Origin of the sequence: Kitasatospora sp. NPDC096140 (assembly GCF_040303045.1) — a bacterium.
Taxonomy (GTDB): Bacteria; Actinomycetota; Actinomycetes; order Streptomycetales; family Streptomycetaceae; genus Kitasatospora.
This window is the reverse complement of the sequence record NZ_JBEOUW010000024.1, coordinates 51,603-73,806: the sequence shown is the minus strand read 5'-3', so window position 1 is coordinate 73,806 and position 22,204 is coordinate 51,603. Positions and strand designations below refer to the sequence as shown.

Below are 22,204 nucleotides of genomic sequence, written 5' to 3'. Positions count from 1 at the left end.
ATTGTCGGACTACATGTCAGTTTGCTTATGCAGCAAGGAAGTTGAGGAGCCATGCAGGTCTGGCCCGGCACGCCCTACCCCCTCGGCGCCACCTACGACGGAGCCGGCACCAACTTCGCCGTGTTCTCCGAGAGCGCCGACCGCATCGAACTGTGCCTGCTCGCCGAGGACGGCTCCGAGACCGCCGTCGAACTGCGCGAGACGGACGCGTTCGTCCGGCACGCCTACCTCCCCGGCGTCCAGCCCGGCCAGCGCTACGGCTTCCGCGTGCACGGACCGTACAACCCGGGCCTCGGCCAGCGGCACAACAGCGCCAAGCTGCTCCTGGACCCGTACGCCAAGGCGATGAGCGGGCACATCGACTGGGACGAGTCGGTCTACGGCTACCACTTCGGCGCACCCGAGCGCCGCAACGACCTCGACTCCGCCCCGCACACCATGCACTCGGTGGTGATCAACCCGTACTTCGACTGGGGCACCGACCGCCCGCCGCGCACCGACTACCACCGCACCGTCATCTACGAGGCCCACGTCAAGGGCCTCACCCGGCTCCACCCGGGCATCCCCGAGGAGATCCGCGGCACCTACGCCGGCCTCGCCCACCCCGCGGTGATCGAACACCTCGCCAAGCTCGGCGTCACCGCGATCGAGCTGATGCCGGTGCACCAGTTCGTCCGCGACCACCGGCTGCGCGACCTCGGCCTGGCCAACTACTGGGGCTACAACACGATCGGCTTCTTCGCGCCGCACTCCTCCTACTCCTCCACCGGCGACCGCGGCCAGCAGGTGCAGGAGTTCAAGTCGATGGTCAAGGCGCTGCACGCGGCCGGCATCGAGGTGATCCTGGACGTCGTCTACAACCACACCGCCGAGGGCAACCACCTCGGCCCCACCCTCTCGCTGCGCGGCCTGGACAACGTCTCCTACTACCGCCTCGCCCAGGACCAGCGCTTCTACGAGGACACCACCGGCACCGGCAACAGCCTGCTGATGCGCAGCCCGCACGTGCTCCAGCTGATCATGGACTCGCTGCGCTACTGGGTCACCGAGATGCACGTGGACGGCTTCAGATTCGACCTCGCCGCCACCCTCGCCCGGCAGTTCCACGAGGTCGACCGGCTCTCCTCCTTCTTCGACCTGGTCCAGCAGGACCCGGTGGTCTCCCAGGCCAAGCTGATCGCCGAACCCTGGGACCTCGGCGAGGGCGGCTACCAGGTCGGCAACTTCCCCCCGCTGTGGACGGAGTGGAACGGCATGTACCGGGACACCGTGCGCGACCTGTGGCGCGGCGAGAACGCCACCCTCGCCGAGTTCGGCTCCCGCCTCACCGGCTCCTCCGACCTCTACCAGGACGACGGCCGCCGCCCGATCGCCTCCATCAACTTCGTCACCTGCCACGACGGCTTCACCCTGCGTGACCTGGTCTCCTACAACGACAAGCGCAACCAGGCCAACGGCGAGGACAACCGCGACGGCGAGTCCTTCAACCGCTCCTGGAACTGCGGCGTCGAGGGCCCCTCCGGCGACCCGGCCGTCGAGGAGCTGCGCGCACGCCAGCAGCGCAACTACATCGCCACCCTGATGCTCTCCCAGGGCGTGCCGATGCTCTCGCACGGCGACGAACTCGGCCGCACCCAACTGGGCAACAACAACGCCTACTGCCAGGACAACGACCTCACCTGGGTGCAGTGGCCCGAGGACGACGGGCCGCAGGCGCGGCTGCTGGAGTTCACCCAGGGAATGATCTGGCTGCGCCGCGACCACCCGGTGTTCCGCCGCCGCCGGTTCTTCCACGGCCGGCCGGTGTCCGCCTCCGGGGGGTTCGACGACCTCACCGACATCGCCTGGTTCACCCCGACCGGGGAGGAGATGACCAAGCGCAACTGGGGAGCCAGCTACGCCAAGTCGCTGACCGTCTTCCTCAACGGCTACGCGATCTCCGAACCCGACCGGCGCGGCGGGCGGATCGTCGACGACTCCTTCCTGCTGATGTTCAACGCGCACTTCGAACCACTGGAGTTCACCGTGCCCGCCGACCACGGCCAGGAGTGGCGGGTCGTGGTCGACACCACCCAGCCCCGGCTGCCCGCCCCGGGCACCGGGGCGCGGGTCAAGGCCGGGGACACGCTGTGGCTCACCGACCGGTCGCTGATGGTGCTGCAGCGGCCGGCGTGACCGGCCGCCCGGCGACCGGGGGCGGCCCGGGGGGCGACTGGGGGGCGGCCGGGGGGCGGTCACCTGTTCGGATCAACAGCGGGTCTTGGCGGCAGGCTCCCCCGGGTACCTATGGAGCTATGACCTCCGCCGCCGAGCCCGCGCAGCCCCGCCCGGCCGCCGTCCCTCCCGGCGGCACCCCCACCGCCAGCTACCGTCTCCAGCTCCAGCCCGGCTTCACCCTCCACGACGCCACCGCCGCCGTGCCCTACCTGGCCGCCCTCGGCGTCTCCCACCTGCACCTGTCCCCCCTGCTGGAAGCCGTCCCCGGCTCCACCCACGGCTACGACACCGTCGACCACACCCGGATCAGCGAGCAGCTCGGCGGCGAGCCGGCCCTGCGCGCGCTGGCCACCGCCGCCCGCGGGCACGGACTGCGGCTGATCGCGGACGTGGTGCCCAACCACATGGCCGTACCGGCCCCCGAACGGCTCAACCGCCCGCTCTGGCAGGTGCTGCGCGACGGGCCCGACTCGCCGTACGCCCGCTGGTTCGACATCGACTGGACCGCCCAGCCCGGGCCCGCCGACGACCCCGGGCGCGGCCGGGTCCTGCTGCCGCTGCTCGGCGACCGGCTCGGCGCCGTCCTGGACCAGCTGACCGTGGACGGCGGGAGCCTGCGCTACCACCGGCACGAACTGCCGCTGCGCCCCGGCACCGAGTCACTGCCGCTGCCCGAGCTGCTCGCCCGCCAGTGGTACCGGCTCGCCTGGTGGCGCCTGGCCCGCACGGAGCTCAACTACCGGCGCTTCTTCACCGTCAACGAGCTGATCGCCCTGCGCGTCGAGGACCCCGAGGTGTTCGCCGCCACCCACGGCGTGCTGCTGCGGCTGCACGCCGAGGGCGTCCTGGACGGCTTCCGGATCGACCACCCGGACGGGCTCGCCGACCCGCGCGGCTACCTGCGCCGACTCGCAGCGGCCACCGGCGGGGCGTCGGGGACCACCGGCGGGGCGTCGGGGACCACCGGCGGCGCGTCGGGGACCACCGGCGGCGCGTCGGGGACCACCGGCGGCGCGTACGTCGTGGTCGAGAAGATCCTCACCGGCGAGGAGCAGCTGCCCGAGGACTGGCCGGTCGCCGGCACCACCGGCTACGACGCGCTGCGCCGCATCGACGGCGTGCTCACCGACCACGCGGGCGCCTGCCTGCTGGCCGGGGCCTACGAGTCCTTCCTGCGCGGCGGACCGGTCCGGGACCTCTGCGAGGACCCGCACCCGGCACTCGCCGCCGCCCGGCGCGGACGGGCCGACATGACCGGGCCGGACGGCGAGCTCGCCGCCGAGATCGAACGGCTGGTGCGGATCGCCCTGCGGATCGGCGCCGCCGAACCCGCGCACGCCGACCACGCGCCCTGGCAGCTGCGCGCCGCACTCGCCCGGCTGCTCACCGGCTACCCGGCGTACCGGCCCTACGTGCGGCCCGGCGAGGCACCCCCGGCGGCCTCCCGGCAGCAGGTGCGCGCGGCCCTGGACGGCTCCGCCGACCCCACCGACCGCCTGGTGGCCGCACTGGCACTCGGCGAGCTGGGCCGCGGCACCGACCACGACGAGTTCTGCGTCCGCTTCGCCCAGACCGCCGCGGCGGTGGCCGCCAAGGGCGTCGAGGACACCGCCTTCTACCGCTGGAACGCGTTGCCCGGCCTGAACGAGGTCGGCGGCGAGCCCGCCCGGCCCGGGCTGCGCCCGGCGGACTTCCACGACTGGTGCCGCCGCCAGGAGCGCACCTGGCCGCACGGCATGACCGTGCTCTCCACCCACGACACCAAGCGCAGCGCCGACGCCCGCGCCCGGCTCGCCGTCCTCGCCGAGCAGCCGCACGCCTGGGCCGCCGAGGCCGCCGCCTGGTCCACCGCGGCCGGCCCGGCGGCCCCCGGCCTCGACCGCGACGCCGACTGGCTGCTCTGGCACACCCTGGTCGCCGCCTGGCCGATCACCCCGGACCGGCTGGTCGCCGCCCTGCTCAAGGCCGTCCGCGAGGCCAAGCTGCACACCTCCTGGACCGAGCCCGACCCGCGCTACGAACGGGCGCTGGAGGAGCGGGCCCGCGCCGCCTACGGCAACCCCGGGCTGCTCCCCCGGATCGAGGGCCGAGTGCACGCCCTCGCCCCGCACGCCCGCTCCAACACCCTCGCCGCCGCCCTGCTGCACCTCACCGTGCCGGGCGTGCCCGACCTCTACCAGGGCAGCGAGGAGCCGCTGTACACCCTGGTGGACCCGGACAACCGGGGCGTGGTGGACCTCGGCGCGCTCGCCGTGCGGCTCACCGACTCCGCCACCCGGCGCCCCGGCGACCTCGCCCGCGAGAAGCTGCACCTCACCACCACCGCCCTGCACCTGCGCCGCTCCCGCCCGCTCGGCCCGTACCGGCCGCTGCCCGCCACCGGCGCCGCCGGCGACCACCTGCTGGCCTTCGCCCGCGGCGACGACGTCGTCACCGCCGTCACCCGGCTGCCGTACGGGCTGCAGCGGGCGGGCGGCTGGCGGGACACCGTGCTGGAGCTGCCGCCGGGCGGGCCGTGGACGGACGAGCTGACCCTGCGGAGCTTCCCGGCGGCCCCGGTGCCGGTGGCCGAACTGCTGGCCGGGAGCCCGGTGGCGCTGCTGACGAGGAGGGGCTGATGCCGGCCTACGAGGTGTGGGCGCCCCACGCCGCTTCCCGCGTCCGCGTCGAAGTCGACGGCACGGAACACGAGTTGGCCCGCTGCGCCGACCGCGCCGGCTGGTGGTCCGGGCAGGCCCCGGCGGGCGACTACGCCTTCCGCCTCGACGACGGCCCGCCGCTGCCCGACCCGCGCTCGGCCTGCCAGCCGCACGGCCCGCACGGCCCGAGCCGCCCGGTGGACCACGCCGCGTTCCGCTGGTCGCGGACCGGCTGGCGCGGCCGCGCGCTGCCCGGCGCGGTGCTGTACGAGCTGCACATCGGCACCTTCACCGCCCGCGGCACCTTCGAGGCCGCCGCCGAACACCTGGACCACCTGGTCGAGTTGGGCGTCGACTTCGTCGAGCTGATGCCGGTCTGCCCGTTCCCCGGCCGGCACGGCTGGGGCTACGACGGGGTCTCGCTCTGGGCCGTCCACGAGCCCTACGGCGGGCCCGAGGGGCTCAAGCGCTTCGTCGACGCCGCCCACCGCAACGGCCTCGGCGTGGTGCTGGACGTCGTGCACAACCACCTCGGCCCGTCCGGCAACTACCTCCCCGCGTACGGCCCGTACTTCACCGACCGGCACCACACGCCGTGGGGCTCCGCGGTGAACCTGGACGCGCCCGGCTCGGACGAGGTGCGCGCGTACCTGATCGGCAGCGCACTGGCCTGGCTGCGCGACTACCGCATCGACGGCCTGCGGCTGGACGCCGTGCACGCCCTCGCGGACGACCGCGCGGTCCACTTCCTGGAGGAACTCTCAGGCGAGGTACGGAAGTTGGCGGTCACCACGAACCGCCCGCTGTTCCTGATCGCCGAGTCCGACCTCAACACCCCGCGCACCACCGCCCCGACCGAGGCCGGCGGCCAGGGCCTCACCGCCCAGTGGAGCGACGACTTCCACCACGCCCTGCACTGCGCGCTGACCGGTGAATCCCAGGGCTACTACGCGGACTTCGCGCGCGAACCGCTCGCCGCCGTCGCCAAGGCGCTGACCCGCGGGTTCTTCCACGACGGCACCTGGTCCTCCTTCCGCGGCCGCAGCCACGGACGCCCGTTCCCCACCACCGAGGGCCACCGACTGCTCGGCTACCTGCAGACCCACGACCAGGTCGGCAACCGGGCGCTCGGGGACCGCATCTCCACCACGCTCCCCGTCGGCCGACTCGCCTGCGGCGCCGCCCTGGTGCTCACCTCGCCGTTCACCCCGATGCTGTTCATGGGCGAGGAGTGGGGCGCCGCGACACCCTGGCAGTACTTCACCGACCACACCGACCCGGACCTCGCCGAGGCCGTCCGACAGGGCCGGCGGCGGGAGTTCACCGAGCACGGCTGGGCCGCCGAGGCCGTCCCCGACCCCCAGGAGCCCGCCACCGTGCTGCGCTCCGTCCTCGACTGGACCGAGCCCCGGCGCGCCCCGCACGCCGAACTGCTCTCCTGGTACCGGACGTTGATCCGACTGCGCCGGGAGCGACCGGAGTTCGCCGACCCCGACCTCGGCGCGGTGCGGGCGGCCTTCGACGAGGCGGCGGGGTGGCTGGTGGTGCACCGCGGGCCGTACCGGGTCGCGGTCAACCTCGGGCCGGACGAGGCCGCGGTGCCGCTGGGGGCCGCCGGGCGCGAGGTGGTCGCGGCCTTCGGCCCGGTGGCGCCGGCCGGCACGGACGTGCGGGTGGGACCGGACGCGGTGGCCGTGGTCCTGACCGGCTGATCCACCGACGGCCGCGGTGCCGGGCGTCGCAGCGCAGCCGCCCACGGCGCGAGCGCTCGCGGCCCCGGGGACCGTGGCCGGCTCACCAGAGGAAGGTGCCGATCCGCTCCCGCAGCGCGGGCGCGTCCAGGCCGTAGGCGGCCAGGTGCTCCGCGATCGAGCCGTAGTGCCGGTGCTCCTCGCGCGGCACGCCCAGGCCCAGCACCCGGTGCGGGCGGTCGGCCAGCGCCTCGTGCACCTCGTTCGCCGACGTCCCGGCCAGGTACGGCTCGACCAGCACCACCTCCGCCCGCTCGCCGACCGCCGCCCGCAGCCCGGCCGCGTCGAAGGGGCGCACCGTCGCCGCGTACAGCACCGTGACGTCCAGGCCCTCGGTGGCCGCGAGCACCGCGTCCAGCATCGGCCCGACGGCCAGCACCACCCCGCGCGAGCCGGTGCGGACGGTGCTGAAGCGGCCCGGCTCGACCGCCACCGGCGCGGCGTTCTGGTGCGCCGAGAGCCGGACGTACACGTTGCGGTCGCCGTCCGCGTACGCGTGGCGCAGCAGTTGCTCGGCCTCGTCCGGGTGCCCGGGGACGTGGACGGTCCAGTCCGGCAGGGTGTCCAGCAGCGCGACGTCGCCCGGGGACATGTGGGTGCGGCCGCCGGCCGGCCAGTCGTACGAGCCCGCCGCGCTCACCAGGACGGCCCCCACGCCCTGGTGGACCAGGTCCAACTTGACCTGCTCGAAGGGCCGTTCGATCAGGAAGCTGGCGAAGGTGTGGGCGATCGGCCGCATCCCGCTCAGCGCCAGGCCGCCGGCCGCGCCGATCAGCAGCTGTTCGCGGATGCCGACGTTGACCACCCGGTCGGGGTGACGCTCCTGGGCCGGGGTGAAGGCGGCCGCGGTGATGTCGGCGAGCACCACGGCCAGCCGGGGGTCCTCGTCCAGCAGGCGGGTGGTGACGGCGACGAAGCGGTCGCGCATGGTGTCCATCGGTGACGTTCCTTCCGGGAATGCGGGTTCGGCGTGCTCGTCCGGGCGCTCTCGGGGCGGCCGGATGCTCAGTGGTTCTCCTTGGGCTCCACCCGGGCGACCACCACGTGCGGGCGGCCCGGGTGCTCGGCGGTGAAGGCCCGGTGCAGCGCCTCGTGGTCGCGGCCGTCCACCGTCGCGGTCGACCAGCCCGCGGCCGCGAACCGCTGCGCGATGCCGCCCTGCCAGCCGTGCGTGGCCGACGAGTTGTCGATCACCACGACGTGCAGCCGCTCCAGCCCGTACGACCCGGCGAAGGCGACCGCCTCGTGGTTGGAGCCCTCGTCGAATTCGGCGTCGCCGACCAGCACCCACACCGCGGCGTCGGTCAGGCCCTGCGCGCGCAGCCCGAGCGCCGTGCCGACGCCCAGCGGCAGGCCGTGCCCGAGCGAGCCGGAGGAGATCTCCACGCCGGGCACCAGCGTGCGGTCCGGGTGGTGGCCGAGCGGCGAGTCGTAGCCGCCGAAGCTCGGCAGCACCTCGGGGTCGATGAAGCCCTTGGCCGCGAGCACCGCGTAGTACGCCATCGGCCCGTGGCCCTTGGAGAGCAGGAAGCGGTCGCGGTCCTGCTCCTGCGCGGTGGCCGGGCCGACCCGCAGCACCCGGTCGTACAGCACCCAGAGCACGTCCAGCGTGGAGGTGGCGGCCGGGCCGTGCTTCTCGGCGCCGGTCATCAGTGCCATCAGGGCCGGCAGGTCCTCGAACCGGGCCTCGGGGCGGGCCTGGGCACGGCTCCCGGAACGGATCTCGGTCACGGATCCCGCGGTTGCGTTCGTCGTCATGACCACGATCGTGCAACTTAAAGCCAGCTTGAGGTCAAGCGGCTACAGTGGGCTCCCATGACGGCCCACCCCGACGACCGCCGCACCGCCGGCCCGCACCACAGCGACCTGCTCACGATCGGCCAACTCGCCGACCGCAGCGGCCTCGCCGCGTCCGCGCTGCGCTACTACGAGAGCCTCGGCCTGATCCACGCCACCCGCACCACCGGCGGGCAGCGCCGCTACACCCGGGGCACCCTGCGCCGGATCGCGTTCATCCGCGCGGCCCAACGGGTCGGCCTCTCCCTCGACGAGGCACGGGTCGCCCTCGACCGCCTCCCCGACCGCCCGGCGCCCACCCGCGCCGAGTGGGACCGGGTGGCCGAGTCCTGGCAGGGCCGCATCGACGAGCAGATCGCCGAACTCGAACTGCTGAAGCGCAAGCTGTCCGGCTGCATCGGCTGCGGCTGCCTCTCGCTCGCCCGCTGCGCCCTCTACAACGCCGGCGACCGCGCCGCCGACGCCGGCCCCGGCGCCCGCTACCTGCTCACCCGCGACCCGGCCGCCGGGCCCGAGCCGGTCCCGCCGTCCGCCGACGCGTACGGCGACGCGTACGGCGACGCGTACGGCGCGGCCCCGCAGGAGCGGTGAAAAACCTTTGCGGCGCGGGCCCGGCTCTGCCTACGGTGCGCCCGTGCTGCCTCTGGTACTGACGGACGAGGAATGGGACGCGGTCGTCCCCGACGAGTCGGTGATGCGCCCCGGCGCGGAGGCGCTGTGCGCCCGGCTCGGCGTCGGCGGACTGCCGCTGGAACGCTTCGCGGAGGGCTCCGTCCCGGTCTACGCCGTCGGCGACGAGCACGTCCTCAAGCTGTTCCCGGCCGCCGGCGCCCGGGACGGCCTCGTCGAGGCGCGCGTCCTGGACCGGCTGCGGGGCGCGCTGCCGATCCCCACCCCGGTGGTGCGCGAGGCCGGCGAGTACGTCAACGGCTGGCGCTACGTGCTGATGTCCCGGCTGCCGGGCGAGGGCCTGGCGCCCGCCTGGCCGCGCATCCCCCGGCCCGAGCGCGAGCGGATCGCGCGCGACTGCGGCGAGGCGCTCGCCGCCCTGCACGCCCTCGACGCCGAACCGCTCGCCGACGTCCTCGGCCCCGGCGACTGGCACGCCTTCCTCGACGATCAGCGGGCCGGCGCCGTCACCCGCCAGCGGGAGCGCGGCCTGCCGGAGGCCTGGTCCGAGCAGATCCCGGACTTCCTCGCCGCCGCCCCGCTCCCGGCGGCGCCCGGACGCGCCCTGCTGCACACCGAGTTCATGCGCGAGCACCTCCTCACCGACCCGGCCGCCGACTGGCACCTGACCGGCCTGTTCGACTTCGAGCCCGCCATGATCGGGGACCCTGCCTACGACCTCGTCGCCGTCGGCCTCTTCACCACCCGCGCCGACCCGCACCTCCTCGGGCAGCTGCTGGCCGCCTACGGCCGGGCCGTCGAGCCGCGGCTGCTGATGGCCTACACACTGCTCCACGTCTACAGCAACCTGCCGTGGTACCTACGGGAGTTGAAGCCCGCCGCCCGAACGCTGGACGCCCTCGCCGAGGAGTGGTTCGGGGCGCGGGGCTAGCCCCGCGGATCCGTGCGCAGCAGGCCGTAGCGGACGACGTCGCGCCACTGCCCGCCCCGGAAGGTCAGTGCGCGCTGCACGCCCTCCCGGGTGAAGCCGCACTTCTCCAGCGCCCGCTGCTCAGCGTGGTTGCCGGTCTCGGTGTCCGCCTCCAGCCGCATCACCGGCGAGTGCGCGAACAGGTAGTCCACGAGCAGGCGTTGGGCCGCGGTGCCGATGCCCCGGCCGCGCACCTCCGGACGGAGCTGGATGCCGATGTTCCAGTACGGGGCGTTGGTCGCGGCGTTCATCCGGCGCCAGGCGACGAATCCCGCGAACTCGCCGCCGACCCGGACCGCCAGCACCGACCGCTCGTCCGACAGCAGGCCGTCCTCGGCCCAGGTGCGGCGGAACCGGCCGGGATCGCGCCAGCCGAACCACTGGAACGGGCCCAGCTGCTCGGGGTCGGCGACCAGCCCCTCCAGCCGGGCGAGGTCGGCCTCGGCGATCGGGGCGAGGAGGATCGTTTCGTCGGTCACACCGGCCCCAACGACCACTCCCCGCCGACGAGTTCCTCGGCTGCCGGGCTCCGGGCCGCACAGGCTCGGGCCGCACGAGCTCGGGCCGCACGGGCTCGGGCCGCGCCGCATCGCGTCACATCGCCTCGCTTCGCGTCGCTAGAGCGGCAGTGCCCACAGGTCGACGGCGAGCCAGCCGGTCGCCGTGACCGCCGCGCACACCCGGGCGACCACCGCCGCCCGACGGCCGCACTCACGGCCCCGGGCCCGCTGGAACCCCGCGATCAGCCCGGCGATCGCGGTGACCGGCAGGGCGAGGAAGGCCAGGTAGAGGGGCCAGCCGTCGACCGCCAGCGCGAACAGGACGCCGACGAGGCCACAGGGCACCGACACCGCCGCGACGGCCATTCCGGCCGCCGCGCAGGCGACCCGGAAGTGCTTGCGGCCGCCGAAGAAGGGCGGCACGGCGCAGGCCGCCACGCAGAGCAGCCCGGCCGCGTACAGGAACGCCCCGGCCGTACCGAACCCGTCGACGACGGCGACCACCGGCAGGAGGAACACGACACCCCCGAGCCCCGACAACACACGGGCGCTCACCGGCACCGCTTCCATGGATCCCCCGGGCACGTAGGTGAACGCATACATTTGAACGCGTTCGAATCTAACACACCCCCACACGGCGGCAGGCCGCCCCGACGCCCGCCGGGCCCGCTCGCAGCCTTGCCCGAAACGTTATGCCGCCCCCGCTCCCGCGGGCCCCGGCGGCTCCGCGGAACGGGCCCTTCCCGACGCGCGGCGGGCACGCCGCCGTACGCCGGACCGGCCCGGAACCACCCCGTCCCACCACCACGGCCGGGGCCCCGACAGCCTGCCCCACAAGGGATTTCGCGTCGCTCGCTGCCACCCGCCGGGCCGCCTACGCTCGGCCGCATGAACCGCACGATCCGCACCGCCGAGGACGTCCTCGCCCTCCTCGACCGGCTGTTCCCGCCGGCCGAGGCCTGGTGGGACCGTTTCTATGCCGACCGCTCCGCCGACCGCCCGTTCTTCACCCCCGAGCCGGACGAGAACCTGGTCTCCTATCTCGACCGCGGCCTGCTCTCCCCCGGCGCCGGGCACGCGCCCGCCCGCGCCCTCGACCTCGGCTGCGGGCCCGGCCGCAACGCGATCCACCTGGCCGCCCGCGGGTTCGAGGTGGACGCCGTCGACGTCTCCTCCGCCGCCGTCGCCTGGGCCGAGGAGCGCGCCCGCGAGGCCGGGGTCGGCGCCGCCGTGCGCTTCCACCGGGCGAGCATCTTCGAGGCCGACCTCCCGCACGCCCGGTACGACCTGGTCTACGACTCCGGCTGCCTGCACCACCTGCCGCCGCACCGCCGCGTCAGCTACCTCGCCCTCCTCGACCGCGTCCTCGCACCGGGCGGGCACTTCGCCGTCACCGCGTTCGCCGCCGGGGCGATGGGGTCCGAGCGGCCCGACGAGGAGCTGTACCGGCTGGGCGCCCTGGAGGGCGGCCTGGCGTGGTCCCCCGACGAGCTCCGCTCGCTGTTCCGCGAGCTCACGCCGCTGGAGATCCGCCCGATGGCGGCCCGGCCGCCGGGCTCCGGGCTCTTCGGTCTCCCCTTCCTCCTCACAGGTCTCTTCCAGCGAACTACCAGTCTCTAACCAGACTCTCATCCTCCGCGCCTAGCCTCCGGCCCCATGAACGTCTCCCTGCTGGACGGCTGGTTCCCCTGGACGGTGCAGGCCGCGGCCCTCGCGGTGTTCCTGGGCTCGGTGGCCCGGCGGGACCGGGCGTGGCGGCTGAAGTGGGGTCCGGTCGCGCTCGGGACGGCGGTGGCGGTCACCGCCGTCGCCGCCGTCTCCGTGGTGACGCTCAGCGGGATCACCGACCCGATCCCGTACGGGGTGTGGCTGTGGAGCGGGGTGGCCGTCGCGGCCCTGTGCGTGCTCGGGTTCGGCTGGCGCGGCGCGCGGTGGTGGCGGCGACTGCTGGTGGTGCCGACCGTCCTGCTGGCGCTGTTCTGCGCCGCGAACAGCCTGAACGCCGCCACCGGCTACTACCCGACCCTGGGCGACGCGATCGGTGAGCTCGGCGGCGGGCCGCTGCCGCAGCAGGTCACGCTCGCCGAACTCGCCTCCCTCCACGGCAGGACGAGCACCGGCCGCATCGTCCAGGTCGACATACCGGACACCACCGGCGGCTTCGCCCACCGCCAGGAGCTGGTGTACCTGCCGCCCGCCTGGTTCCGCAGCCAGAGCAGGCCCAAGCTGCCGGTGCTGGAGATGATCGGCGGCGAGTTCGCGGCGCCGGACAACTGGATCCGCTCCGGCAACGCCGTGAAGACCGCGGACGCGTTCGCCGCCCAGCACAACGGCTTCGCGCCGATCCTGGTCTTCGTCGACGCCACCGGCGGCTTCCGGGTGGACACCGAGTGCGTGGACGGCCCGCACGGCAACGCCGAGACCCACCTGGTCAAGGACGTCCCGCCGTTCGTCCAGAAGACCTTCAACGCCGCCACCGACCCGCACAAGTGGGGCGTGGCCGGCTGGTCGATGGGCGGCACCTGCGCCGTCGACCTGACCGTCGAACACCCCGGGGTCTTCACGCACTTCGGCGACTTCTCGGGCGACCGGGGCCCGTTCATCGGCGACAAGGACCACACCGTCCAGGAGCTGTACGGCGGCGACGCCGCGGCCTGGGCCGCCCACGACCCGCTGACGGTGCTCGCCCACCACCCCCGGTACCAGGGCGTTTCCGGCTACTTCGGCCAGGGCGACGAGGAGCACGGCCAGATCGAGTCCGCCAAGGCCCTGGAGGCGGCCGCCCGGAAGGACGGCATCCGCACCGTCTCCGCCGTCGGCTCCGGCAAGCACAGCTGGCAGACCGGCGCCGCGACCTTCGCCCAGGCGCTCCCCTGGCTCGCCCAGCAGCTCGGCGTCCCGGGCACCCACGGGTAGCCGCCCGGCTCCCGCCCCGGCCCCTCCGACGCTCGCCGGCCCGGGGCCACCGCGTGGGAAAGCCTTGGTGTCGGGGGCCGCCCACGGTCCGTCCTCCGGCGCGGCCGGGGCACCGTACGCGCTCGCAGCACCGCGCTCCGTCGGCGTGGATCCCCTGCTCAGGGCGGCACTTGACCGTGTCCGGCCGCTCCAGGAATCCCCCGCACCCCGCGCATAGCTCCCGCCGCGCCCGCACACACGTTCCCCATCACTGCCCTGCAACCACCCGGGCCACCCGGGCGTCCGCCGGAATCCCGCTTTGCTCCCGACGGTCGCTTGGCATAGGTTTCGACCGCCGTCGACGCAGCACCGGCGCTGACCGCCCCTCAAACCCGAGGAGGGCGGCGCGGCCAGGAGCCGGACGGCAGCACGTCAACGGGGGAGGAAGAGCCATGCCGAGTGCCCGCGACCACGGGTCGCCCGGGCGGCGGGGGCGGACGGGCGGTGCCGCGCACCAGCGGCCCGCGACCGACGCGCACCCGACCCCGATCCACGCCACCGGACACTTGAGGATTCGTCAGTTGCGCAGCACCCGCCTGGTCACCGCCACCGCCGCAGCCCTCGTCTGCCTGGGCGCCCTCAGCGCCTGCGGACCGGACAACAGCGGCGCGGACGGCGGCAAGACCGCCGCACCCGCTCCGTCCACCGCCGCCGCGACCGGCGCCGCCCCCAGCGGTGCCCCCGCCACGGGCACCGGCAAGCCCGCCGGCACCGACGGAGCCGCGAAGACCATCCCGGCCAAGGCCTGGATGGACACCAAGAGCATCCCGATGGACGAGACCTACCACTACGCGCCGCTGGCGGCCAACGCCAAGCCGCAGACCGGCCCGGTCCAGTTCAAGGGCATGGAGCTGTGCCACGCCCCGATCGCCAAGGACGACGAGTACGGGTTCGCCGGCACCGCCTCCGCGAAGGCCTCGGTCGGCTTCGGCGGCGACCGCTGGACGGCCCAGCAGACCCTGCTCTTCGTCGGCGACCCGACCCACAGCAGCGGCACCAAGCAGACCACCAACATGGTCGACCAGCGTCTGACGGACGCACTCAAGGGCTGCGCCAAGACCGCGCCCGGGGCCACCGTGAAGGTCAACAGCGCCGACGACGCGCCGTACTTCGCCGCCGTCCTGACGATCCCGCAGGCCGACGGCACCGCCGTCACCCTGCACGAGTACGCGGTCACCGACGGCGGGACGGTCAGCGAGCTGTCCGTCTGGGCGACCACCAAGGCCGGCGCCCAGCCCAAGGACGCCTGGAAGGCCCCCGAGGACAAGTACGTCGGCACCGGGATGACCGCGCCGATGTGCGAGGCCCTGCCCGGCTGCGGCTGATCCGCGGGGCGCCGCACCCGGGCGCCCGCACCACCCCACAGACGGCCGTCCGGCCCGTCCGGCACAGGGGACCGGACGGACCGGGCGGCTCCTTCGCGCCCGCCCGCGGTGAACCGGCTTCACCGCGTCAGGGGCGCCCGGGAGCCGCGGCGCTCAGGAGCTCGGACGCCCCGGAGTTGCGGCGCTCAGGAACCGTGGCGCTCCGGAACCTCGGCGCGCCTCACAGCCCCAGGACGCTGAGGGCCGTGGTCCAGTCGCTCGCGATCGCGCCGCGGGCGTCGTCCAGGCTCACCCGGCCGCTGCACACCGCGTTCTTCAGCCGGGTCTCGACGGAGTCCTTGCTCTGCGCCGGCTCGGTGCCGTAGCGCGGCTCGGGCCACAGGTTGGCCGGGTCGCGCGGGGCGCCGCCGAGCTCCAGCGGGACGAGGTGGTCCTCCTCGTAGTCGGCCGTGCTGGTGTCGTCGTAGCCGTACTCGGCGATCTGGCGCACCTTCAGCGGGTTGGTGTAGCTGGTCGGCGGGCGGACGGTGGCGGTCCAGCCGGAGACGCAGATGGTCTGCCCGATGGTGTCCTGGGTGACGTCCGGGTTGTACGCACCCGGGGTGCAGGACGGGTCGGGCAGCGGCAGGTAGTCCTGCGAACAACTCGCGGCGAGCGCACGGGACTTCGCGGTGGCGGTCGCCGGGGCGGCCGCGTGGGCTGTGCCCGCGGCGAGCCCGGCGACGGTCAGGGCGGCCGCCGAGGCGACGACGGTCAGGCGCTGACGGAGCATCATGGGGAAGATCTCCAGGGTCGGCCCGACCGTTCGCCGGGCAGCTGTGTTCATGACAGCACCGGATGTGCGACGACCGTCAGCCCCGGGACGTGAACGCCAGGTGACCTCGTCTTCACAACCCCCGGGGCCGCCCTCCCGGATCGCCCGCCGACCCCACAGGACGGCCCGGAGAACGACCCCGGAGCACTGCCCCGGAGCGCGGCGATCAGCCCCGGGAGACCGCCAGTTCGATCTCCCGGTGCGACGCGTCACCCGGGACGGGCAGCGCCACGCCGGAGGGCTCGAACCCGACCTTGACATACAGCGCCTCGGCGCGGGCGTTGTCCTCGTGCACGAACAGCCGCACCCGCTCGATCCGGGGTTCGGCGAGCGACCAGGACCAGTCCCGGGCCGCCCGGATGAGATCGGGTGCGAGCCCGGTGCCGCGCGCCTCGGGCCGGACGTAGACGCCCACGATGTGCGTCTGCTCGACCCGGACGACGTCTCCCTCCAACGCCCCCGGCCCGCCAGGCCGTTCGACCACCACGCTGACCGCGCCGAGCCAGCGCCCGTCCGTGTCCTCAGCGACGAACTGCGCCACGGCGGAGCCGGTCGCCGACCGCGCCGCGCGGTCCTGCCAGAACTCGTCCGGCCTGGCGGCCGCCTGCTCGTGGGTCTCAAGGAAGGCGATGGCCGCGACCGGGTCCCGCAGTGAGTCCAGGCGGATCTCCTTGACCCGCGCCCAATCCTCTTGCCGTACCCGTCTGATGATGATGCTCATTGCATGATCATTCCATCGGCTCCGACGGCCCCCGCAACCCGATTTAAGCAACCGGCCGGCACCGCAGACCGCCGCACCGCGAACCGCCGCACCGCCGCACCGCAGACCGCCGCACCGCGAACCGCGAACCGCCGCACCGCCGCACGGAGGCCGCCGGTCAGGCGGAGTCGGCCGGCACCCCCTCCAGCAGCCGCGCCAGCAGCGCCGCCGGCCCCTCCGGCAGGCTCCCGTGCACCAGTTCGGTGCGGTGCACCAGCCGGGGCGCGGCGATCGGCGCGCACCCGACCCCGGGCACCCCGGCCGGCACCGGCTCGGGCAGCAGCGCGAGGCCGTGCCCGGCGGCGACCAGTGCCAGCAACCCGTGCAGGTCGGTCCCCCGGTAGCGGGTGGCGGGCCGGAAGCCGTCGACGCCCGCCACCGCGCGCAGCCGGGCGACCGGCGGGGTGAGGTCGGGGGCGTCCAGCCAGCGGGCCGCGGAGAGGTCGGCGAGCGCGAGGCCGGCGCGGCCCGCCAGCGGGTGGCCGGCGGGCAGGACCACGACGACCGGCTGCTCGTCCACCGCGACGGTCCGCAGCGGGCCGACCTCCGGCAGTGGCAGCGGGTCGCTGGGCGCGGCCAGGCCGTCGATCAGGGCGAGGTCGACCTCGCCGGTGGCGACCTGCGCGGGCAGCACGTCCTGGGCGAGCACCCGGACCTCCGGTTGCACCCTCGGGTACGCCCGGCGCACCTCGCCGAGCGCGCGCCCCAGCACCGCCCCGACCGCGGGCGCCGTGGCGCCGACCACCAGCCGGGCGCTCGGGGCGCCGGCCAGGCGCGCGACGTCGGCACGCGCCGCCTCCAGGCGGACCAGCAGCGGCGCGGCGTGCTCCAGCAGCCGACGCCCCGCCTCGGTGGGGCCGACCGGGCGGCGGACCAGCAGGGCCGTACCTAGGTCCGCCTCCAGCGCGGCGATCTGCTGCGAGACCGCGGACTGGGTGTAGCCGAGTTCCCGCGCCGCGTCGGAGAAGGAGGCGAGGCGGGTGACGGTGACGAAGGTGCGCAGCTGCTGGGGATCCACGGCGGCCATCAACCGATCTGATCGAGGTGTAAGAAATCATCGTTGGCGCTGATCTCGCGTGCGGGGTCAGGATAGCCGCATGACCTACCTGACCCCGCGGGTCGCCCTCGTCGGCGACCGCTCCCCCGCCGTCCGCTCGCACGCCCGCATCCCCGGCCTGCTCGACGCCCTCGCCGAGCACGACCACCTCGTGCTGGACGCCTACTGGATCCCCACCGAGGACGCCGCGGCCGCCGGCGCCCTGGACGGCTTCGACGCCGTCTGGCTGCTGCCCGGCAGCCCCTACCGCAGCGAGGAGGGCGCGGTGGCCGCCGTGCGCACCGCCCGCGAACGCGGCATCCCCTTCCTCGGCACCTGCGCCGGGTTCCAGCACGCGGTCCTGGAGTTCGCCCGCAACGTCTGCGGCCTGGCCGGAGCCGTCCACGGCGAGCAGCAGCCCGACGGGGAGCAGCAGGTGATCGCCCCGCTGAGCTGCTCACTGGTCGGCCACGAGGGCGCCGTCGCCATCACCCCGGGCAGCCTCGCCGAGCGCGTCTTCGGCACCACCCGCACCCTGGAGCGCTACCACTGCGCGTACGGCCTCAACGCCGCCTACCTGGACCGGCTGAGCACGCACGGCCTGCGGTTCAGCGGCGCGGACGAGTCGGGCGAGGTGCGGATCCTGGAACTGCCGGACCACCCGTTCTTCCTCGCCTCGCTGTTCCAGCCCGAGCTGTCCGGCGACGGCACCCGGGCGCACGCCGCGATCCGCGCACTGGCTGCCGCCGCCGTGGCCCACGCGGAGTCCTCCGCGCCGGCGGCCCGCGCCTGATCCGGCCTCACATCGGCAGCGAGCGCAGCCGGACCGGCCCCTCCGGCCAGTCGGCCCCCGCCGCCAGCGGCGCCCACATGGTGCGCAGCGGCATCACGGCCAGTCGGCCCTCCGGCTGCTCCACCGTCACCTCCTGCGTCACCTCGCGGAAGCCCAGCCCCCGGTAGAGCGTGACCAGGGGCGGGCGGCAGAACAGCAGCGCGCGCCGGTGGCCGAGGGTGCGGGCGTGGTCCAGGGCGGTCCCGACCACGGCGTGCGCGAGGCCGCCGCCGCGCCGGTCGGGGGCGACGCAGACCCCGCCGACGCCCATCACCGTCAGGTCGGTGCCGCCCGCGGTGAGCGGCAGGGGCCGCAGCCCGGTGTGGGCCACGAGCCGGCCGTCGGCGGCCCGGACACCGAAGTGGATCTCCTTGGGCAGGTAGGTCAGCCCGGTGTACGCGACCCCGTACGGGTCGGCCCCCGGGCCGAGGATCTCCTCCTGCTCGGCGCGGGAGTACTGCTCCAGCCGTTCGACGGCCACGTGCCGCTCGGTCGGGGTCGCGTCGGTCGTGTGCGGGGCGAAAGGGGTCGCATCGGCGGGGCGCGGGTCGGAAGGGGTCGCATCGGCGGGGCGCGGGTCGGAAGGGGTCGCATCGGCGGGGCGCGGGTCGAAAGGGGTCGCGTCGGTCGGCTGCTGGTCGGTCAGATGCGGCCCGGTCCGGCGCCGTTCGGCCGACTGCGACTCGGCCGACTGCGCCCCGGACGAAAAATGATCACTCATGCCCGCCATGTTCTCCCCGCCGGGATCCTCGCAACAGCCCCTTCCCGGCCACACGGTCGGACGATCATCCCGGTCGGACCCCGGTGTGGAAGCATGCCCCTCATGCAGCACCTCACCGACCGGTCGGCCGTCGACCCCGACGCGCCGCCGCCCTGGCCGCCGGTGCGTCTGCCCCGCCCGGTCCGGGCCCTCGCGCCGACCGCCCTGGTCATGCTGGTGCTCGTCCCGCTCGCCGCGAACGACCCGGACTTCGGCCCGACCACCTCGCCGTCGGTCAACGCCGGCCTGATGGCGTTCGGCGCCCTCGCCCTGGCCCTGCGGCGCCGGCATCCCGCGGCGGTCACCGCGGCCACCCTGGTGAGCGGTCAACTCCCGCTCGCCGTCGCCCTCTACGGGCTGGCCGCGCGGCGCGGCACCACCACGCTGCTGTACGTCCTGGCGGCCGCGGCCGAACTGCGGCTGATCGTCCCGTTCGACCTCGGGGACGTCACCACCCCCTCCTCGCTGGCCGGCCTGATCGAGGACCCGCTGGTCTTCGGCGCGGTCCCGATCCTCCTCGGGCTGACCACCCACCACCGCGCCCACACCGTCCGGGTGCTCGCGGAGCGCAACCGCTTCCTGGGCGAGCGCAACCGGCTGCTGGAGGACGCCCGCCGGCACGTCGAGGAGCGCGCCGCGGCCGCCGAACGCTCCCGGCTCGCACGGGAGATGCACGACGTGGTCTCCAACCGGGTGTCACTGATCACACTGCACGCGGGCGCCGGTCAGGTCGCCCGGGCCGAGGACCCGGCGGCCGTCCGGGAGACGCTCGGCCTGATCCGCACCCTCGGGCTGCAGGCGCTCACCGAACTGCGCGGCCTGCTGGGCGTGCTGACCACGGCCGCCGACCAGGCGCCCTCGCTGCGCGGCCTGCCCACCCTGGTCGAGGAGTCCCGGCAGGCCGGGCTGGCGGTCGGCCTGACCGTCACCGGCCCGGCCGACGGACTGCCCGCGCCCGGGCCCGCCGTGCAGTACGCGGCGTACCGGATCGTCCAGGAGGCGCTGACCAACGCGCACAAGCACGCCCCGGCGGCCGAGGTGGCCGTCACCGTCGAGGTCCGGCCGGACGGGCTGCGCCTGGCGGTGGTCAACACCCCGGCTGCGGCGGAGTCCGACGGGCCGACGGGTGGCCACGCACCGGCGGCCGACGGAAGCGGTCTGCCCTCCGGCGGGCACGGCCTGACCGGCATGCGCACCCGGGCCGGCGATCTCGGCGGCACCCTGCACGCCGGGCCGACGGCCGAGGGCGGCTTCGCGGTCCGGGCCCGGCTGCCGCTCGGGGCCGGCCGGACCGGCTGACCCGGCGCGGCCCGGCAGGGCCCGAGCCTGCGGGGCCGGGCCTGGGAGGCCGGTCCGACCACCCCGCGGCTCAGACCGCCGCGCGCTCCGCCAGCTCCGCCCAGACCTCGTCCACCCGGGCCGACAGCTCCGCCAGCCCGCCGCCGTTGTCGATCACCAGGTCGGCGATCGCCAGCCGGTCCGCCCGCGAGGCCTGCGCGGCCATCCGGGCCCGGGCCTCCTCCTCGGCCATCCCGCGCAACCGCACCAGCCGGTCCACCCGCACCTCGTCGGCGGCGTCGACCACCACGACCAGGTCGAACAGCGGCGCCAGCCCGTTCTCGGCCAGCAGCGGCACGTCGTGCACCACGACCGCGTCCGGGGCGGCCGCCGCCTCCAGCTCGGCGGAGCGGGCCCGCACCAGCGGGTGGACGATCGCGTTCAGCGCCTTCAGCCGCTCCGGGTCGGCGAACACGACCGCCCCGAGGGCCGGACGGTCCAGCGCGCCGTCCTCCCGCAGCACCTGCGGGCCGAACTCGGCGACGACGGCCGCCAGACCGTCCGTCCCGGGGGCGACCACCTCGCGGGCGATCACGTCGGAGTCCACGATCACCGCGCCGTGCGCGGCGAACAGCCGGGACACCTCGCTCTTGCCCGCGCCGATGCCACCCGTCAGTCCGATCTTCAGCATGGCGTCAGGCTACCGGCGCCGCACCGGGCCCGTCAGCACCGGGCGGGCACCCGGCGGCGCCGGCTCCGCACCCGGGCGGCACCCGCTCCGCACCCGGCGGTCAGCCCAGCTCCAGGCTCTCCCCGTCCCCGAGGACGGCCAGCTCCGAGCCCGTGCCCGGCCCGTCCGGTCCGACCAGTCGGGTGTGCACGGCGAAGCCGACCGGGCTGAGCACCGCCTCGTGGACCGGCACCGCCCGGTGCGCCCCGGCCTCCCGGACGTAGTCGATCACCTCGGAGGCCTTGCTCCACGGCGCCGCGAGCGGCAGCAGCAGGGTGTCCACGGCGTGCGGCGGCAGGGTGAACGCGTCACCGGGGTGGAAGAGCCGGCCGTCGAAGAGGAAACCGATGTTGCGCACCTGCGGGATGTCCGGGTGGATCACCGCGTGCCACTCGCCGTGCACCGAGACGCCGAGGCCGCCGAGCTCGAAGGCGTCCCCCTCGCCGACCGCGGTGACCCGCTGCGCCACGCCCTCCAGCTGGGCGGCGACGGCGGTGTTGGTCCACACCCGCAGCGCCGGGTCGGCCTCCAGGGCGGCGCGCAGCCGGGACTCCTCGAAGTGGTCCATGTGCTCGTGGGTGATCAGGACGGCGTCCGCGCCGGCCAGCGCGGCGGGGTCGGTGAACACTCCGGGGTCGACGACGACGGTGGTGTCGCCGTGCTCGACGCGTACGCAGGCATGTCCGAACTTGGTGATTCGCATGCCCGAAACCATACAGCAAAGCTGTACAGCGATGCTGTAGATCTTCCGGGTAGACTTCTGCCATGCCCAGCGAAGCCCCGCACCCGGACACCCTGGAACTCGCCGCGGACCTGCGCGCCGCCCTTGGGAGCCTGGTCCGCTCCCTGCGCGACAGCGACGAGCTGCCGCAGAACCAGGCCGCCGTCCTCGGTCTGCTGGTCCGCGACGAGCGCTCCTGCACCGTCGCGGAACTCGCCGACCTCCAGCGCGTCCGCCACCAGTCGATGGCCCGCACCGTCGCCCTGATGGCCGAGGCCGGACTGGTCACCCAGCAGCCCCACCCCACCGACGGCCGCAAGCAGCTCATCGCCGCCACCGAGGCCGGCCACGCCGCCCTCCTCGACCAGCGCGCCCGCCGCGAACACCGCATCGCGGCCGCCATCGAGTCCCGCCTCACCCCCGCCGAGCAGGACCGGCTCCGCGCCGCGGTCGGCCTTCTGAGCCGCCTGTCCTGAGCCGCCCACCCCG

The 22,204-nt window shown here is 74.9% G+C and carries 21 protein-coding genes; 11 read left to right on the top strand and 10 right to left on the bottom strand.

The window, feature by feature from the left end; all coding sequences use genetic code 11:
- The first annotated feature begins 51 nt into the window (after positions 1–51).
- The 3 genes from glgX to treZ all read left to right on the top strand — a co-directional run bounded on the left by glgX (position 52) and on the right by treZ (position 6,568).
- On the top strand, positions 52–2,175 hold the full coding sequence (gene glgX, locus ABT048_RS24295; protein ID WP_350523574.1) for a glycogen debranching protein GlgX: 2,124 nt from the start codon (positions 52–54) through the stop codon (positions 2,173–2,175).
- A gap of 119 nt (positions 2,176–2,294) precedes the next feature.
- Positions 2,295–4,835, top strand: coding sequence for a malto-oligosyltrehalose synthase (gene treY, locus ABT048_RS24290; RefSeq protein ID WP_350523573.1), 2,541 nt, complete (start codon positions 2,295–2,297; stop codon positions 4,833–4,835).
- Entirely contained in the window at positions 4,835–6,568 is a 1,734-nt protein-coding gene (treZ, locus tag ABT048_RS24285) for a malto-oligosyltrehalose trehalohydrolase (protein ID WP_350523572.1), read from the top strand. The genes treY and treZ overlap by 1 nt, the downstream gene beginning before the upstream one ends.
- 82 nt (positions 6,569–6,650) lie before the next feature.
- Here the strand turns inward: treZ and ABT048_RS24280 are convergent, their stop codons facing one another.
- Both ABT048_RS24280 and ABT048_RS24275 read right to left on the bottom strand, forming a co-directional pair.
- The gene (locus ABT048_RS24280; protein ID WP_350523571.1) at positions 6,651–7,544 is read right to left on the bottom strand and encodes a transketolase family protein; all 894 of its coding nucleotides are present in this window, start codon (positions 7,542–7,544) and stop codon (positions 6,651–6,653) included.
- Positions 7,545–7,612: 68 nt separating this feature from the next.
- On the bottom strand, positions 7,613–8,365 hold the full coding sequence (locus ABT048_RS24275; protein WP_502894071.1) for a thiamine pyrophosphate-binding protein: 753 nt from the start codon (positions 8,363–8,365) through the stop codon (positions 7,613–7,615).
- Between the two features lie 57 nt (positions 8,366–8,422).
- On the opposite strand from ABT048_RS24275, the gene soxR reads away from it, so the two are divergent.
- Entirely contained in the window at positions 8,423–8,995 is a 573-nt protein-coding gene (gene soxR, locus ABT048_RS24270; protein ID WP_350523570.1) for a redox-sensitive transcriptional activator SoxR, read from the top strand.
- A 43-nt stretch (positions 8,996–9,038) separates the two neighbouring features.
- On the top strand, positions 9,039–9,965 hold the full coding sequence (locus ABT048_RS24265) for an aminoglycoside phosphotransferase family protein (RefSeq protein WP_350523569.1): 927 nt from the start codon (positions 9,039–9,041) through the stop codon (positions 9,963–9,965).
- Here the strand turns inward: ABT048_RS24265 and ABT048_RS24260 are convergent.
- Together ABT048_RS24260 and ABT048_RS24255 are read right to left on the bottom strand one after the other, a co-directional pair.
- Positions 9,962–10,483 (bottom strand): GNAT family N-acetyltransferase, encoded by a 522-nt coding sequence (locus ABT048_RS24260; protein ID WP_350523568.1) that lies wholly within the window; start codon positions 10,481–10,483, stop codon positions 9,962–9,964. The two genes, ABT048_RS24265 and ABT048_RS24260, sit on opposite strands and share 4 nt — an antisense overlap.
- Before the next feature lie 138 nt (positions 10,484–10,621).
- Positions 10,622–11,059 (bottom strand): hypothetical protein, encoded by a 438-nt coding sequence (locus tag ABT048_RS24255; protein ID WP_350523567.1) that lies wholly within the window; start codon positions 11,057–11,059, stop codon positions 10,622–10,624.
- A gap of 333 nt (positions 11,060–11,392) precedes the next feature.
- On the opposite strand from ABT048_RS24255, the gene ABT048_RS24250 reads away from it, so the two are divergent.
- The 3 genes from ABT048_RS24250 (at position 11,393) to ABT048_RS24240 (ending at position 14,784) form a co-directional block, all read left to right on the top strand.
- Positions 11,393–12,124 (top strand): class I SAM-dependent methyltransferase, encoded by a 732-nt coding sequence (locus ABT048_RS24250; protein ID WP_350523566.1) that lies wholly within the window; start codon positions 11,393–11,395, stop codon positions 12,122–12,124.
- Positions 12,125–12,160: 36 nt separating this feature from the next.
- Positions 12,161–13,420 (top strand): alpha/beta hydrolase, encoded by a 1,260-nt coding sequence (locus ABT048_RS24245; RefSeq protein ID WP_350523565.1) that lies wholly within the window; start codon positions 12,161–12,163, stop codon positions 13,418–13,420.
- Positions 13,421–13,980: 560 nt separating this feature from the next.
- On the top strand, positions 13,981–14,784 hold the full coding sequence (locus ABT048_RS24240; protein ID WP_350523564.1) for a hypothetical protein: 804 nt from the start codon (positions 13,981–13,983) through the stop codon (positions 14,782–14,784).
- A gap of 220 nt (positions 14,785–15,004) precedes the next feature.
- Here ABT048_RS24240 and ABT048_RS24235 read toward each other — a convergent pair whose 3' ends face one another.
- The 3 genes from ABT048_RS24235 to ABT048_RS24225 all read right to left on the bottom strand — a co-directional run bounded on the left by ABT048_RS24235 (position 15,005) and on the right by ABT048_RS24225 (position 17,385).
- Positions 15,005–15,610: a hypothetical protein gene (locus ABT048_RS24235; protein WP_350523563.1), complete on the bottom strand. Its 606-nt coding sequence runs from the start codon at positions 15,608–15,610 to the stop codon at positions 15,005–15,007.
- Between the two features lie 154 nt (positions 15,611–15,764).
- Positions 15,765–16,319: a GNAT family N-acetyltransferase gene (locus ABT048_RS24230; RefSeq protein ID WP_350523562.1), complete on the bottom strand. Its 555-nt coding sequence runs from the start codon at positions 16,317–16,319 to the stop codon at positions 15,765–15,767.
- Between the two features lie 157 nt (positions 16,320–16,476).
- Entirely contained in the window at positions 16,477–17,385 is a 909-nt protein-coding gene (locus tag ABT048_RS24225; protein WP_350523561.1) for a LysR family transcriptional regulator, read from the bottom strand.
- A gap of 70 nt (positions 17,386–17,455) precedes the next feature.
- Here ABT048_RS24225 and ABT048_RS24220 point away from each other — a divergent pair, with 70 nt between their 5' ends.
- Positions 17,456–18,187, top strand: a complete 732-nt coding sequence (locus ABT048_RS24220) for a CTP synthase C-terminal region-related (seleno)protein (protein WP_350523560.1) — start codon at positions 17,456–17,458, stop codon at positions 18,185–18,187.
- Positions 18,188–18,194: 7 nt separating this feature from the next.
- Here ABT048_RS24220 and ABT048_RS24215 read toward each other — a convergent pair whose 3' ends face one another.
- Positions 18,195–18,947, bottom strand: a complete 753-nt coding sequence (locus tag ABT048_RS24215; RefSeq protein ID WP_350523559.1) for a GNAT family N-acetyltransferase — start codon at positions 18,945–18,947, stop codon at positions 18,195–18,197.
- Positions 18,948–19,049: 102 nt separating this feature from the next.
- On the opposite strand from ABT048_RS24215, the gene ABT048_RS24210 reads away from it, so the two are divergent.
- The gene (locus tag ABT048_RS24210) at positions 19,050–20,285 is read left to right on the top strand and encodes a sensor histidine kinase (protein WP_350523558.1); all 1,236 of its coding nucleotides are present in this window, start codon (positions 19,050–19,052) and stop codon (positions 20,283–20,285) included.
- A gap of 70 nt (positions 20,286–20,355) precedes the next feature.
- On the opposite strand, the gene coaE is transcribed toward ABT048_RS24210, so the two are convergent.
- Positions 20,356–20,955, bottom strand: coding sequence for a dephospho-CoA kinase (gene coaE / locus ABT048_RS24205; protein ID WP_350523557.1), 600 nt, complete (start codon positions 20,953–20,955; stop codon positions 20,356–20,358).
- Positions 20,956–21,055: 100 nt separating this feature from the next.
- On the bottom strand, positions 21,056–21,697 hold the full coding sequence (locus tag ABT048_RS24200) for an MBL fold metallo-hydrolase (protein WP_350523556.1): 642 nt from the start codon (positions 21,695–21,697) through the stop codon (positions 21,056–21,058).
- Positions 21,698–21,759: 62 nt separating this feature from the next.
- On the opposite strand from ABT048_RS24200, the gene ABT048_RS24195 reads away from it, so the two are divergent.
- A complete protein-coding gene (locus tag ABT048_RS24195; protein ID WP_350523555.1) occupies positions 21,760–22,191 on the top strand; it encodes a MarR family winged helix-turn-helix transcriptional regulator in 432 nt (143 codons plus the stop codon).
- Positions 22,192–22,204: the final 13 nt, after the last annotated feature.

Bases quoted from the DNA above. Each gene is read 5' to 3' on its own strand.
- coaE (WP_350523557.1), bottom strand. From the start codon at position 20,955: ATGCTGAAGATCGGACTGACGGGTGGCATCGGCGCGGGCAAGAGCGAG.
- ABT048_RS24280 (WP_350523571.1), bottom strand. From the start codon at position 7,544: ATGGACACCATGCGCGACCGCTTCGTCGCCGTCACCACCCGCCTGCTG.
- ABT048_RS24195 (WP_350523555.1), top strand. From the start codon at position 21,760: ATGCCCAGCGAAGCCCCGCACCCGGACACCCTGGAACTCGCCGCGGAC.
- ABT048_RS24230 (WP_350523562.1), bottom strand. From the start codon at position 16,319: ATGAGCATCATCATCAGACGGGTACGGCAAGAGGATTGGGCGCGGGTC.
- treY (WP_350523573.1), top strand. From the start codon at position 2,295: ATGACCTCCGCCGCCGAGCCCGCGCAGCCCCGCCCGGCCGCCGTCCCT.
- ABT048_RS24215 (WP_350523559.1), bottom strand. From the start codon at position 18,947: ATGAGTGATCATTTTTCGTCCGGGGCGCAGTCGGCCGAGTCGCAGTCG.
- ABT048_RS24250 (WP_350523566.1), top strand. From the start codon at position 11,393: ATGAACCGCACGATCCGCACCGCCGAGGACGTCCTCGCCCTCCTCGAC.
- ABT048_RS24225 (WP_350523561.1), bottom strand. From the start codon at position 17,385: ATGGCCGCCGTGGATCCCCAGCAGCTGCGCACCTTCGTCACCGTCACC.
- glgX (WP_350523574.1), top strand. From the start codon at position 52: ATGCAGGTCTGGCCCGGCACGCCCTACCCCCTCGGCGCCACCTACGAC.
- ABT048_RS24245 (WP_350523565.1), top strand. From the start codon at position 12,161: ATGAACGTCTCCCTGCTGGACGGCTGGTTCCCCTGGACGGTGCAGGCC.
- soxR (WP_350523570.1), top strand. From the start codon at position 8,423: ATGACGGCCCACCCCGACGACCGCCGCACCGCCGGCCCGCACCACAGC.
- ABT048_RS24200 (WP_350523556.1), bottom strand. From the start codon at position 21,697: ATGCGAATCACCAAGTTCGGACATGCCTGCGTACGCGTCGAGCACGGC.
- ABT048_RS24210 (WP_350523558.1), top strand. From the start codon at position 19,050: ATGCAGCACCTCACCGACCGGTCGGCCGTCGACCCCGACGCGCCGCCG.
- treZ (WP_350523572.1), top strand. From the start codon at position 4,835: ATGCCGGCCTACGAGGTGTGGGCGCCCCACGCCGCTTCCCGCGTCCGC.
- ABT048_RS24220 (WP_350523560.1), top strand. From the start codon at position 17,456: ATGACCTACCTGACCCCGCGGGTCGCCCTCGTCGGCGACCGCTCCCCC.
- ABT048_RS24275 (WP_502894071.1), bottom strand. From the start codon at position 8,365: ATGACGACGAACGCAACCGCGGGATCCGTGACCGAGATCCGTTCCGGG.
- ABT048_RS24235 (WP_350523563.1), bottom strand. From the start codon at position 15,610: ATGAACACAGCTGCCCGGCGAACGGTCGGGCCGACCCTGGAGATCTTC.